Annotated in this window: 13 protein-coding genes; 5 read left to right on the top strand and 8 right to left on the bottom strand. The window is 69.3% G+C overall.

Annotated elements, in window-relative coordinates; all coding sequences use genetic code 11:
- Nucleotides 1-95: 95 nt before the first annotated feature.
- Nucleotides 96-1,949: an ABC transporter ATP-binding protein gene (locus SPK54_RS12155; protein ID WP_330948153.1), complete on the top strand. Its 1,854-nt coding sequence runs from the start codon at nt 96-98 to the stop codon at nt 1,947-1,949.
- A gap of 49 nt (nt 1,950-1,998) precedes the next feature.
- On the top strand, nt 1,999-3,171 hold the full coding sequence (locus SPK54_RS12150) for a PQQ-dependent sugar dehydrogenase (protein WP_330948152.1): 1,173 nt from the start codon (nt 1,999-2,001) through the stop codon (nt 3,169-3,171).
- Here the strand turns inward: SPK54_RS12150 and SPK54_RS12145 are convergent.
- Nucleotides 3,160-3,702 (bottom strand): DUF488 domain-containing protein, encoded by a 543-nt coding sequence (locus SPK54_RS12145; RefSeq protein WP_330948151.1) that lies wholly within the window; start codon nt 3,700-3,702, stop codon nt 3,160-3,162. The genes SPK54_RS12150 and SPK54_RS12145 overlap by 12 nt on opposite strands.
- Nucleotides 3,703-3,813: 111 nt before the next feature.
- On the opposite strand from SPK54_RS12145, the gene SPK54_RS12140 reads away from it, so the two are divergent.
- Nucleotides 3,814-4,623 carry a ferredoxin--NADP reductase gene (locus tag SPK54_RS12140; RefSeq protein ID WP_330948150.1) on the top strand — a complete coding sequence of 270 codons (810 nt, stop codon included), beginning with the start codon at nt 3,814-3,816 and terminating at the stop codon, nt 4,621-4,623.
- 27 nt (nt 4,624-4,650) lie between these two features.
- Here the strand turns inward: SPK54_RS12140 and SPK54_RS12135 are convergent, their stop codons facing one another.
- Nucleotides 4,651-5,061 carry a hypothetical protein gene (locus tag SPK54_RS12135; protein ID WP_330948149.1) on the bottom strand — a complete coding sequence of 137 codons (411 nt, stop codon included), beginning with the start codon at nt 5,059-5,061 and terminating at the stop codon, nt 4,651-4,653.
- Nucleotides 5,058-5,543, bottom strand: coding sequence for a glutathione peroxidase (locus tag SPK54_RS12130; protein ID WP_330948148.1), 486 nt, complete (start codon nt 5,541-5,543; stop codon nt 5,058-5,060). Before SPK54_RS12130 ends, SPK54_RS12135 begins: the two co-directional genes overlap by 4 nt.
- A gap of 222 nt (nt 5,544-5,765) precedes the next feature.
- On the opposite strand from SPK54_RS12130, the gene SPK54_RS12125 reads away from it, so the two are divergent.
- Nucleotides 5,766-7,928, top strand: coding sequence for a M3 family metallopeptidase (locus SPK54_RS12125; RefSeq protein WP_330948154.1), 2,163 nt, complete (start codon nt 5,766-5,768; stop codon nt 7,926-7,928).
- Between the two features lie 157 nt (nt 7,929-8,085).
- On the opposite strand, the gene dksA is transcribed toward SPK54_RS12125, so the two are convergent.
- On the bottom strand, nt 8,086-9,183 hold the full coding sequence (gene dksA, locus SPK54_RS12120; RefSeq protein WP_330948147.1) for an RNA polymerase-binding protein DksA: 1,098 nt from the start codon (nt 9,181-9,183) through the stop codon (nt 8,086-8,088).
- A 122-nt stretch (nt 9,184-9,305) separates the two neighbouring features.
- Between dksA and yidD the strand changes: the two genes are divergently transcribed.
- Complete coding sequence (gene yidD, locus SPK54_RS12115; RefSeq protein WP_330948146.1) at nt 9,306-9,524, top strand: membrane protein insertion efficiency factor YidD; 219 nt, start codon at nt 9,306-9,308, stop codon at nt 9,522-9,524.
- Nucleotides 9,525-9,635: 111 nt separating this feature from the next.
- Here the strand turns inward: yidD and folE2 are convergent, their stop codons facing one another.
- From folE2 to ubiG, 4 genes are all read right to left on the bottom strand, one after another.
- Nucleotides 9,636-10,559 (bottom strand): GTP cyclohydrolase FolE2, encoded by a 924-nt coding sequence (folE2, locus tag SPK54_RS12110; protein ID WP_330948145.1) that lies wholly within the window; start codon nt 10,557-10,559, stop codon nt 9,636-9,638.
- Between the two features lie 77 nt (nt 10,560-10,636).
- Complete coding sequence (locus tag SPK54_RS12105; RefSeq protein ID WP_330948144.1) at nt 10,637-11,299, bottom strand: phytoene/squalene synthase family protein; 663 nt, start codon at nt 11,297-11,299, stop codon at nt 10,637-10,639.
- A gap of 43 nt (nt 11,300-11,342) precedes the next feature.
- Complete coding sequence (gph, locus tag SPK54_RS12100; protein ID WP_330948143.1) at nt 11,343-12,008, bottom strand: phosphoglycolate phosphatase; 666 nt, start codon at nt 12,006-12,008, stop codon at nt 11,343-11,345.
- Complete coding sequence (gene ubiG / locus SPK54_RS12095) at nt 12,005-12,718, bottom strand: bifunctional 2-polyprenyl-6-hydroxyphenol methylase/3-demethylubiquinol 3-O-methyltransferase UbiG (RefSeq protein WP_330948142.1); 714 nt, start codon at nt 12,716-12,718, stop codon at nt 12,005-12,007. The genes gph and ubiG overlap by 4 nt, the downstream gene beginning before the upstream one ends.
- Nucleotides 12,719-12,732 lie beyond the last annotated feature (14 nt).

Raw genomic sequence — 12,732 nt, 5'->3', positions numbered from 1 at the left:
ACCTACTTCTTCCTCAAGATCCGCGCCGCATTCCCCGGAGTTGGGAGATGAACCTATTTTAAGCCCAACCGCCCTGCCCGCCTGAACGCCCCACGATGCCCACCCCTTCTCCGCAGTCCCCGCTCGACCTGCGCCAGCGCTTCGACGCGATGCGCAACCTGCGGCCGTTCCTGCGCGAAATCTGGAACACCAGCCGGCCGTTGACCCTGGCGGCAATCGGCCTGCGCCTGCTGCGCGCGTTCCTGCCCATCGCCACCCTCTACGTCGGCAAGCTGATCATCGACGAGGCGGTGCGGCTGATCGGGCTGGGGCTGCCGCACGAACTGGCGTCGGCCTGGCGCTCCGGCCAGCTCGACCCCATCGTGCTGCTGCTGGCCCTGGAGCTGGCGCTGGCGATCGGCTCCGACCTGCTGGGCCGGCTGGCGGGTTATGTCGACGCGGTGCTGTCCGAACTGTTCACCAACGCCACCAGCATCCGCCTGATGGAACACGCGGCGCTGCTGGACCTGGAGGATTTCGAGGACGCCGACCTGCAGGACCGGCTGGATCGCGCGCGCCGGCAGACGGTTGGGCGGATGAACCTGCTCAGCCAGCTGTTCGGGCAGGCGCAGGACGCGATCACCGTGCTGACCTTCGCCGCCGGCCTGCTGGCCTACGCGCCCTGGCTGATGGTGCTGCTGGCGGTGGCGCTGGTGCCGGCCTTCATCGGCGAGTCGCACTTCAACGCGCTGAACTACTCGCTCAACTTCCAGTGGACGCCGGAGCGCCGCCAGCTGGAATACCTGCGGCAGATGGGCGCCAGCGTGGAAACGGCGAAAGAGGTCAAGATCTTCAACCTCAACCGGTTCTTCATCGAGCGTTTCCGCACGTTGTCGCGGAAGTTCTTCGAGGCCAACCGGCGGCTGGCCGGCAAACGCGCGCTCTGGGGCACGTTGCTGGCCACGCTTGGCACGCTGGGCTACTACGTCGCCTACGGCTATATCGCCTGGCGCACGGTGCGCGGCGACTTCTCCATCGGCGACCTGACCTTCCTCGCCGGCAGCTTCCGCCGCCTGCGCCAGCTGCTGGAAAGCCTGCTGAGCGGCTTCTCGCAGGTCGCCGGACAGGCGCTCTATCTGGACGACCTGTACTCCTTCTTCGAGATCGAACCGGAGATCGCCAGCAAACCCGATGCCATCGCGGTGCCCGACCCGATCCGCACCGGCTTCGTGTTCGAGGGCGTCGGCTTCCGCTACGAGGGCAGCGAACGCTGGGCATTGCGCGGGCTGAGCTTCGAGCTGCGTGCCGGCGAAGTGCTGGCGCTGGTGGGCGAAAACGGCGCCGGCAAGACCACCCTGGTGAAGCTGCTGGCCCGCCTCTACGACCCCGACGAGGGCCGCATCCTGCTGGACGGGCGCGACCTGCGCGACTACGACCTGGACGACCTGCGTGCCAACATCGGTGTGATCTTCCAGGACTTCGTGCGCTACCACCTGACCGCCGCGGAGAACATCGGCGTGGGCCAGATCGACGCGATGGACGACCGCGCCCGCATCGAGCGCGCCGCGCGCAAGGGCCTGGCCGACGAGGTGGTGGCGGCGCTGCCGAACGGCTACGACCAGATCGTCGGCCGCCGCTTCAAGCAGGGCGTGGACCTGTCCGGTGGGCAGTGGCAGAAGATCGCGATCGCCCGCGCCTACATGCGCGACGCGCAGGTGATGATCCTCGACGAGCCCACCGCGGCGCTGGACGCGCGTGCCGAATTCGAGGTCTTCGAGCGCTTCAAGGAGCTGTCCGCCGGCAAGACCGCGGTGCTGATCAGCCACCGCTTCAGCAGCGTGCGCATGGCCGACCGCATCCTGGTACTGGCCGACGGCCGGGTCGAAGCCAGCGGCACCCATGCGCAGCTGATGGCCCAGGGCGGACGCTACGCCGAGCTGTTCGAACTGCAGGCCGCCGGCTACCGTTAGCCTTGGCCCACCACGCTGCCTGTGCGGGCGGCCAGACGAGGACGCCACCATGCATCGCATTTCCCGGTTTCTCCTGTGCCTTGCGCTGCCGCTGGCGCTGAACGCCTGCGCCAGGCCCGCGCCCGGTGCCGCAACCGTCCCGCCGCAGACCCAGGCCTCGCAGGCCGGCGACCTGCGCATCGAAACCGTGGCCAGCGGGCTGGAGCACCCGTGGGCGGTGGCACTGCTGCCGGACGGCGGTTTCCTGGTCACCGAACGGCCGGGCCGGCTGCGGCGGATCTCCGCCGATGGCGCGGTATCCCCGCCGCTGGCCGGCGTGCCCGAGGTATTCGCGGACGGCCAAGGCGGGCTGCTGGACGTCGTGCTCGATCCCGACTTCGCTCGCAACCAGCGCATCTGGCTGAGCTATGCCGAACCCGGCCCGGACGATACCGCCGGCACCGCCGTCGCCACTGCCACCCTGGGCGATGCCGCGCTGTCCGACCTGCGCGTCATCTATCGGCAGATCCCCAAGCTCAAGGGGCCGAACCATTTCGGCTCGCGCATCGCCTTCGACGGCAACGGCCACGTCTTCATCAGCCAGGGCGAGCGCAACCAGAAGGAACTCGCACAGGATCTCGAAGTGCTGCAAGGCAAGCTGGTGCGGCTGAATCTCGATGGCAGCCTGCCCGCCGACAACCCGTTCGCCGACGGCGTGGGCGTGCGCCGCGCGATCTGGAGCTATGGCCACCGCAACATGCAGGGCATGGCGGTCGATCCGCGCACCGGCCGGCTGTGGCAGAGCGAACACGGCCCGCGCGGCGGCGACGAGATCAACCTGCCCGACGCAGGCAAGAACTACGGCTGGCCGGTGATCAGCGACGGCATGGACTACCTCACCAACCGCCCTTATGCGGAAACCCGCGGCCGCGAGGCGCCGGGCATGGAGCGGCCCTATCACGTGTGGGCGAAATCGCCGGCGCTGTCGGGCATGGCCTTCCTGACCGGGCACCCGGACAGCGCGTGGAACGACAGCCTGCTGCTGGGCGCGCTGGCCGGCCAGAGCCTGATCCGGCTCAGTCTTGACGGCGACCGCATCGTCGCCGAGGAGCGCCTGCTCACCGATCTTCGCCATCGCATCCGCGACGTGCGCGTGGCCGCGGATGGCCGCGTCTATGTGCTCACCGACGCCAGCGACGGGCAGCTGCTGCGGCTGACGCCACCCGCCGCCTCACGGCAGTGATGGCTGCGCTCCCGGATAGCGCAGCACCCCGTCCACCAGCACGGCGTCGGGATTGAGCCGGTGCGGCTGGACGTTGCCGGGCCCCAGCAGGTGCAGCACCGACCAGCCGCGGGCGACGAAATCGTCGGCGATCAGGCGCCGGTGGCAGCGCCACCACACCGCTTCCGCACACATCACGCAGGTGCGCTCGCTGCGCGCCGCGGCCATCAGCGCGTCGCGCGCTTCGATGTACTCGGGGCTGGCGAGGTGGTCGGCATAGGCGCGGAACGCATCCACCCGCCAGGCGGTGTTCGGCGAATCCGGCGCAGGCTTGCGGCGCCCGCCCAGCGCAGGCAACGGCCAGTAGCCGATGCCCGCCGCAGCCAGCGCCGGCGGCAGCGCGTCGCGCGAGAACTGGGGGTTGCGGCGCGAGCCGGCGAAGCGGCGCACATCCGCCAGGCGGGCGATGCCGGCGTCGGCCAGCATGGATTGGAACTGCGGCCAGGGCCGGGTGGAATGGCCGATGGTCCAGAGCGTCGGGGCGGTCTCCATGAACCCAGCATGGCGCAGGCCGCGGCAAATCCGGGTCAATTTGTTCCGGATCAAACGCCATGCTGCGCCGCCACGTAAAATAGGCGGCTACTCCCGCACCCCCCCACGCGCATGGCCTCCCCCTTCGGCACCGAAACGGTGCTCGATGTCCGTCACTGGACGGACGCCTACTTCAGTTTCACCACGACCCGCGACGACGGCTTCCGTTTCGACAACGGCCAGTTCGTGATGATCGGGCTGGAGGTGGAACAGCCGGACGGCAGCCGCAAGCCGCTGATGCGCGCCTATTCCATCGCCAGCGCCAACTGGGAGGAACAGCTGGAGTTCTTCAGCATCAAGGTGGCCGACGGCCCGCTGACCTCGCGCCTGCAGCACATCCAGCCCGGCGACACCCTCCTGATCGGCCGCAAGCCCACCGGCACCCTGCTGATCACGGACCTGCACGCCGGCCGCAACCTGTACCTGCTGGGCACCGGCACCGGGCTGGCGCCGTGGCTGTCGGTGATCAAGGACCCGGAGACCTACGAACGCTTCGAGCGCGTGGTCCTGTGCCATGGCGTGCGCGGCGCCGAGGACCTGGCCTACCGCGACTACATCGAGCGCGAGCTGCCCAACCACGCGCTGCTTGGCGAGATGATCCGCGACCGCCTGCTGTACTACCCGGCGGTCTCGCGCGAGGCGTTCGAGTACCGCAGCCGCGACCACCGCGGCCGCATCACCGACCACCTGGACCAGGGCCGGATCGCCGAGGCGCTGGGCATCGACGCGCTGGATCCGGCCTTCGATCGCGCGATGATCTGCGGCAGCCCGCAGATGCTGGCGGACTTCCGCGCCATCCTCGATGCCCGCGGCTTCACCGCCTCCCCGCGGATCGGTACCGCCGGCGAGTACGTGTTCGAGCGGGCATTCGTCGAAAAATAGCCGCAGCCAGGCCTGCAATCGCCTGCGCTAGTCGCCGCCGTAGCGCAGCCAGAGCCGGGCTTCCGGCTCGTTGGCGAACATGCGGATCCGGTAGCCGCGCTCCAGCGCCAGCTGTTCCACATACTCGATCCGCGGCATCTGGTCGGTGCGGGCCTCGACGTAGGCAATCCGCACCCGATCCAGGCCCAGCCCGGCCACGCCGTTGAAGAAGCGGACCAGATCGGCGTCGTCCATCACCTCGCCCGGCAGCGCATCCAGCACCAGCAGCGCGCCGGCACCGCAGGCCGACACCCGGTCGGCGATATGGCGCCAGTACTCGCGGGTCGTCTCCATGTTCTTCTCCGCCGCGACCTCGCCCAGCAGCCGCACGGTCAGCAGCGGCGGCTGGTAGTCGAACTCAAGCCGGTAGCTGCCGCCGGACAGCGTGTCGCGCGTCATGCCAGCGCGTCCTCGATGTCGCCCGCCAGCGATTCGGGCTTGTCGGTCGGCGCATACCGCGCCAGCACCCGTCCATCGCGGCCGACCAGGAATTTGCTGAAGTTCCACTTGACCGCCTCGATGCCGAGCAGGCCGCTTTTCTCCTTCTTCAGCCAGCGCCACAGCGGATGGGCATTGGCGCCATTCACCTCCACCTTGGCGCACATCGGGAAGGTCACGTCGTAAGTCAGCGAGCAGAAGTCGCGGATCTCCTCCGCATCGCCCGGCTCCTGGTGGCCGAACTGGTCGCAGGGGAAGCCCAGCACCACCAGCCCGCGCTCGCGGTACTCGCGCCACAGCGCTTCCAGCCCTGCGTACTGCGGGGTGAAGCCGCATTTGCTGGCGACGTTGACGACCAGCAGCACTTTGCCGCGCCATTGCGACAGCGGCTGCGGGGTGCCATCCAGACCGATGGCCTCGAACTCGAATGCGGTGGTGGGCATATGGGAAACGGTTCGGCCGCAGCGAAGCGGCGCTCAGGGGATCGATCCAGCCTATCCCCAAACCGCAGGAAATCAATCGACTATCGGCTATACCTGACCTCCTTCACTGCCGCCGCCAGCGGGCATGCGATACCCTTGCTGGTACGCAAAACGTGCAGCGCCGAGCCCGCTCGGCCGCCATCATCCGTCGAACTACCGGACTTTGAAACCATGAAACAACCCATCGCCTGCGCGCTCGCGCTCGCCATTTCCGCCGCCCTGGGCATGAACGTCGCCCACGCCGCGCAGAAGCAGGAGGCTTCGACTTCGATGAACACCGCCACCGCCTACAGCGGGCCGTTCGCCACTCCGAGCACGCTGGACCTGAACTACCCCCGGTTCGACCGGATCAAGGACAGCGACTTCGCCCCCGCCTTCGACGCCGGCATGGCCGAGCAGCTGCGCGAAATGGACGCGATCGCCAACAACCCGGAAGCACCGACCTTCCAGAACACCATCGTGGCGATGGAAAAGAGCGGCCAGCTGCTGGACCGCGCCACCAACGTGTTCTTCAACCTGGTCGGCACCGACAAGAACGACGCCCGCGACAAGCTGCAGACCGAATACGCGCCGAAGTTCTCCGCGCACCGCGACGCCATCACCCTCAACCCCAAGCTGTTCGCGCGGATCAAGAAGCTGTACGACGCACGCGACACGCTGGGACTGGACGCGGTCGACCGCCGCCTGCTGGAAAAACGCTACGAGGACTTCGTCCGCGGCGGCGCCGCGTTGACCGACGCGCAGAAGGCGCGCATCCGCGACATCAACACGCAGATGTCCAAGCTGGGCACGCAGTTCAACCAGAACGTGCTGGCCGAGGTGAACGCCTCCGCCATCGTGGTGGACAGCCGCGACGAGCTGGTCGGGATGAGCGACGAGCAGATCGCCGCCGCCGCCGAGGCCGCCAAGGCGCGCAAGCTGGATGGCAAGTACGTGATCGCCCTGCTCAACACCACCGGCCAGCCGGCCGAGGCGCAGCTGGCCAACCGCGCACTGCGCCAGCGCCTGCACGAGGCCTCGGTGGCCCGCGGCAGCCGCGGCAACCAGTGGGACAACACCGCCATCGTCTCGCAGGTGCTGAAGCTGCGCGCCGAGCGCGCGCGCCTGCTTGGCTACGACACCTCGGCCAACTTCGTGCTGGCCGACGAAACCGCCGCCAACCAGGACAACGTCAACGCCATGCTGCGCCAGCTGGCGCCGAAGGCGGTGGCCAATGCCCGCCGCGAGGGCGCCGACCTGCAGGCGATGATCGACGCCGAGCAGAAGGCCAAGGGCGAGCCGTCCTTCACCCTGCAGCCCTGGGACTGGGCCTACTACAGCGAGAAGGTGCGGGCGGCGAAGTTCAGCTTCGACGAAAGCCAGCTCAAGCCGTACTTCGAGATGAAGAACGTGCTCGAGAACGGCGTCTTCCATGCCGCCAACAAGCTTTACGGGATCAGCTTCAAGGAGCGCACCGACCTGCCCAAGTACCACCCGGACACCTGGATCTACGACGTGTTCGACAAGGACGGCAAGCGCCTGTCGATCTTCATCTGGGACCCCTACGCCCGCGCCTCCAAGCGCGGCGGCGCCTGGATGAACACCTACGTGGCGCAATCGGCGCTGCTGGGCGAGAAGCCGGTGGTGGCCAACCACCTGAACGTGCCCAAGCCCTCCGAAGGCAAGCCCACCCTGCTCACCTGGGATGAGGTCACCACCGCCTTCCACGAATTCGGCCATGCGCTGCACGGCTTCTTCCAGGACGTGCGCTACCCGTACTTCTCGATGAACGTGCCGCGCGACTTCGTCGAATATCCCTCGCAGGTCAACGAGATGTGGGCCGACTGGCCGGAGATCCTGGCCCACTACGCCAAGCATTACCAGACCGGCGAGCCGATGCCGAAGGCGCTGCTGGACAAGGTCATCGCGGCGTCGAAGTTCAACCAGGGCTTCGCCACCACCGAGTACCTGGAAGCGGCGATGCTGGACCAGCGCTGGCACCAGCTGCCGCTGGAAAACATCCCGGAAGCCGATGGCGTGATGGCGTTCGAAGCGCAGGCGCTGAAGGCCGACGGCTTCGACTACGCGCCGGTGCCGCCGCGCTACCGCACGCCCTATTTCAGCCACATCATGGGCGGCTACGCCGCCGGCTACTACGCCTACATCTGGTCGGAGGTGCTGGGCGCCAACACCACCCAGTGGATCCGCAAGAACGGCGGGCTCAGCCTGGAGAACGGCGACCGCCTGCGCGAGTTCGTGCTGGCACCGGGCGGCCAGATCGAGGCCGGCAAGCTGTTCCCCAACTTCGCGGGCTACGAGGCGAAGATCGAGGCGCTGCTGGAACAGCGCGGGCTGGACAGCAAGTAAGAGGCGCGATCGCGGAGCGGGCCTGCCCCGCTCCGCACCGGCCACGCCGCCGCACCGAGTGGCGGCATGGCTGAACCGGCGGCGCTCAACCCACCGTCGCCGCATGAAAAAACCCCGCCGAGGCGGGGTTTTTTCGTCAGCGGAGAAGCAGCGGGACTCAGTCGCCCATCTGCTTCTGCAGGTGCTCCCAGCGCTCCTGGGCATCGATGGTGCGCTCGGCGGTCAGCCGCGCTTCCATCCGGTCCAGGCCGATCTCTTCGCCGGTGTCGACGCAGAAGCCGTATTCGCCGCTGTCCACGCGCTTGAGCGTGCTGTCGATCTTGCCGATCAGCTTGCGGTAGCGGTCGCGGGTGCGCAGCTCCAGCGAGTTCTCGGTCTCGCGGGTGGCGCGCTCGGCTTCGTCGCCGATGTCGCGGACTTCCTCGCGCAGGTTCTCGATCGTCTGCTTGGACTCCTCCACCAGGTCTGCGCGCCACTGCAGCAGGCGCTGGCGGAAATATTCCAGCTGCAGCGGGCTCATGTATTCCTCGTCCGCCGACGGCTTGTAGCCGGCCGGCAGGATGGGACGCCCGCTGGTTTCATCGACCTTGTACGGCACGACCTTGTGCTTGCCCTTGGGCGCGGACTGGCCCCCGGACGTTTTCTTCACCGCAACCATCACTTTCCCTTTCTTCTTGTTGTCCGCAGCGGGCACCGGCTTTGCGGCCGGCGGTACCACGGGCTTGTGCGTTTCCTTCTTGGGCGCTTCCGCCGCCCTGGCCGCCTTCTGCGGTTCCGGCTTCGACGCAGGCGCCTGCTTCTTCGCTTCCCTGGCGCCCGCCGGCTTGGCAGACGCCGGCTTCCCGGCCGGCAGCGGCTTGGCAGCCGGGGTGGCTTTTTTCGCGGCGGGCTTGGCCACCTGCTTGGACACGGCCTTCTTCGCTACCGGCTTGGCAGCGGGCTTGGGTGCGGGCTTCTTGGCCACCACCGCCTTCGCGGCAGGCGCCGCCTTCTTTACAGCCGGGGCCTTCTTCGCAGGCGCCGCCTTCTTTACAGCCGGGGCCTTCTTCGCAGGCGCCTTCTTGGCCACGGCCTTCTTCACGGCAGGCTTGGCCGCCGGTTTCGCCGCCGCCTTCTTCGCGGCCGGCTTGGCCAGCGGCTTTGCCGCCGCCTTCTTGGCGGCAGGCGCGGCCTTGCGGGCGATCACCGGCTTCTTGGCCGGAGCGGCTTTCTTGGCCGCCTTGGCGACCTTCTTCGCGGGTTTCTTCGCTGCCACGTCGAGGTGTTCCTTCGGTATTCCCTTGAGGCGGGAAGGCGCGCTGTTATACCCTGCCCGGCGCAAGGCGGCAACCACGTGAATCCCGCGCGTCCCGTCCGCCTACCGTCCGTGACAGGTTCGTGATCGACAGACTCCTCATCGCGCTGCTGCGCGGCTACAAGCGCTGGATCAGCCCCCTGCTGGGGACACGCTGCCGGTTCGTCCCGACCTGTTCGGAATACGCGATGGGCGCCATCGGCCGGTTCGGTGCGCTGCGCGGCAGCTGGCTGGCGATCCGCCGCATCGGGCGCTGCCATCCCCTGCATCCGGGCGGGCATGATCCAGTCCCGCCCCGCTGAGCAATCCGGTTTCCGCCCGGCAGAGGCGCAATCGGGGCAAGGCGGTCGGAAGCTGGGAACGCGGCGTCCGCACCCACCGTCGGCTGGAGGGGAAGCGCCGCGGCCCGTCGCTCAGGCGTTCCTGCCGCTCACGCTGGCCACCGCATCGTGCGGATGCAGGCTCTCGAAATGGGCCACGCGAGCGCTCCACGCTGCGACCCGCGCGTCGGCAGCCAGTACCGAGGACACCCGCCGCGCGGCGTCCTCGCAGAACATCAGGTTGGCGGCATTGGCCTGCGCGAACGCCTGCTCGTCCTCGCGCTTGACCGCGGTCTGCACGGGCGTGCCCAGCGCGGCTTCCAGTGCGTCCACCAGCGATGCCAGCGGCAGCTCGTCGAAGGCAGGCCGCAGCTCAACCCGGACGTCGGCCCGGCTGCGCTGTGCATGCGGAGTGGCGGCCAGGCCGCGCTCGCCGGCCAACCAGTCGTGCACCGCGTCCACCGAAAGCGGCTGCGGACCAGCGAAGTCCTCGACAAACCGGCGGGCATTGGCCTGCCGAGACAGCGCGGCCGACGCCGGGCAGGTGCTGGAATACTCCACCGAGAAGCCCAGCTTCAGCCGCAGGTGGCCTTCGGCAAGCTCGGCCTCCACCTCCACCGGATAGCGCTTCCAGCCGGCGTTGTCGCTCAGCAGGGCGCGACGCAGCAGCAGATGGTCGAACCGCAGGCGCAGGCGCGCGCGCTCGGCCAGGCCCTTCTGCGAGGTGATGCAGGCATCCAGCAGCCGCCGCAGCGAAGGCGCGCCCAGGGTTTCATTGGCAAGACCTTCCTGCAGCTGCAGGTACAGGCGCGACATGTGGATGCCGCGGGCGGCCGGATCGCGGAGGTTGACGGCGACATCCACGCTGGCCGCCACCAGCAGCGGCGCGCCGCCGTCGCCGGCCAGGCGGATCGGCAGGGCCATGCCGTCCATCCCCACCCAGTCCAGCGGGCGCGCAAGGGCCACCGCGTCGAAGGCGACATCGGGCAAGGGGGCGGGGGAGACGGTCTTGTGCATCGCGACATTGTACCGGTGCGGGAATGAGCGCCCGCGCAACGCTCTGGTGCATCCGGGGGCGATCCGCCGGGCTGGGATCAGCCGCGGGCGGCGCGCCAGGACGCCAGCAGGGCGACCGGCGCCGACAGCGGGCCGCTGGCCGCGCGCGCCAGCCGCGCCCGCACCAGTCCGGCATGGATGCGTTCGGCGCGAGGCGCTTCGCGCAGCCGGGGCAGCGCCAGCAGACTGGGCACATCGGTGCCGGCTGCCGGCACGCCGCGCCCTGGCAGGTGCAGCACCCATTCGGCGAGCAGCGCTTCGGCCATGGGCTGCGTGGAAGCGGGCGGCATGGTCTCGAACAGCTGCGCCGACAGCACTGCCTGCGCGCGGGCAAACGGCGCGAGCCCGCGCAGGCTTTGCTCGCGATCGCCCTCCGGGCTGCGGCTGGCGCGCAGTGCGGGGATGCCGGCCGCCAGCAGCGGCCAGTCCAGCGGCAGCTTCTGCAGGGCCAGCCCCAGCGGATGCCGGCGCGCGCCGCGCGACCAACCCGCCAGTTCCTCTTCCCACCAGCCCAGCTTGGCCGCGCCGGGGGTCGGGTCATCGCCGCCCCAGGCGGCCTCGGTCAGCTCGCCCCGCAGGGCCAGCCAGGCGCGCGCGCGCTGGCGCTGCGGCGGGGGCAGGAACACTTCGGCCACCGCCCACTCCGGCCACTGCGCCTGCCATTTGGCGAGGAAACTGTCGAGAGCGCTGCTGTCGGTCATGGGCACAGTGTAGGTGCTGCCGGCGCGCAAGCCCGCGCCGGCATCACGCGCTCGGGATCCCGCCCAGCAGCGCGCGGGGCGTTTCCACCATCAGGTCGCCGCCCCACTCTGCCGGCTCGTCGCCGTCCGGACGGTATCCCCACAGCGCCACCACCGAACGCATGCCGGCGGCCCGGGCAGCGTCGATGTCGCGGCGGTCGTCGCCGACGTACACGCAGTCGCCGATGGCCGCACCCAGTTCCCTGGCGGCGTGCAGCAGCGGCAGCGGATGCGGTTTGCGCTCGGCGAGGGTGTCCCCGCCGATCAGGACCGCGCAACGCGCCTCCCAGCCCAGTCCCGGCAGCACTTGCCGGGCCAGGTATTCCGGCTTGTTGGTGACGATGCCCCAGCGGCTGCCGGCGCCCTCGATCGCCGCCAGCAGCTCCGCCACCCCGTCGAACAGCACGCTGTGGCTGCCCAGCACCTGCTCGTAGATGTCGAGGAACTCGCGGATCATCCCGCCAGGCACCTCGCCGCCCAGTTCCGGGAATGCGGCCGCGCTCATCGCCCTCGAGCCTTTGGAAACGTGCGGCCGCAGGGCCTCCAGGGCCATCGGGCCGTGGCCCCGCGCCGCGCGCATGCGGTTGACGGTAACCACCATGTCCGGCGCGCTGTCGAGCAGGGTGCCGTCGAGGTCGAACAGCACCACCTTCGGAAACACCGCGCTCATTCCGGCTTGCGCGCGCAGGCCAGGTAGTTGACGTCGGTGCGCCGCACCAGCCGCGCGGCGTTGCGCCACGGCTCGTACATCAGGCCGCTGACGTCCTCCAGCGCCAGCCCGGTCTCGCGCAGCAGCCCCGCCAGCTCGGAAGGCTTGATGAAGTCGCGGTACTGGTGGGTGCCCTTCGGCAGCAGTCGCGCGATGTATTCCGCGCCGACGATCGCCAGCGCGAACGCGGCCGGGGTGCGGTTGAGCGTGGACAGGTACAGGCGCCCGCCCGGCTTCAGCAGGGTTGCGCAGGCGCGCACGATGGAAGCCGGATCGGGCACGTGCTCCAGCATTTCCATGCAGGTAATCACGTCGAACGACGCCGGGGCCTCTTCGGCCAAGGCTTCCACCGCCAGCTGCCGGTATTCGACCTTCACCCCCGATTCCAGGCCGTGCAGCCGCGCGACCTTGAGCAGGTTCGGGGCCAGGTCGACGGCAGTGACGCGCGCGCCGGCCTTGGCCAGCGCTTCGCTGAGCAGGCCGCCGCCGCAGCCCACGTCCAGCACGGCGGCATCGCGCAGGGCGGCGCGTTCGGCCACGTAGGCCAGCCGCGCAGGGTTCAGCGCATGCAGCGCCTTCTGCGGGCCGTCCGGGTCCCACCAGCGCTGCGCAAGCTCATCGAACTTGTCCAGTTCGGCCTGGTGGAAGTTGGTCTGGGCGGTTGCGGTCATGGATGGCGTCCTGC

The sequence above is a fragment of the Thermomonas sp. LB-4 genome, from assembly GCF_036409385.1.
Lineage (GTDB): Bacteria > Pseudomonadota > Gammaproteobacteria > Xanthomonadales > Xanthomonadaceae > Thermomonas.
Note: the sequence above shows the minus strand (reverse complement) of the source record. Positions and strands in the feature narration are given on the sequence as shown.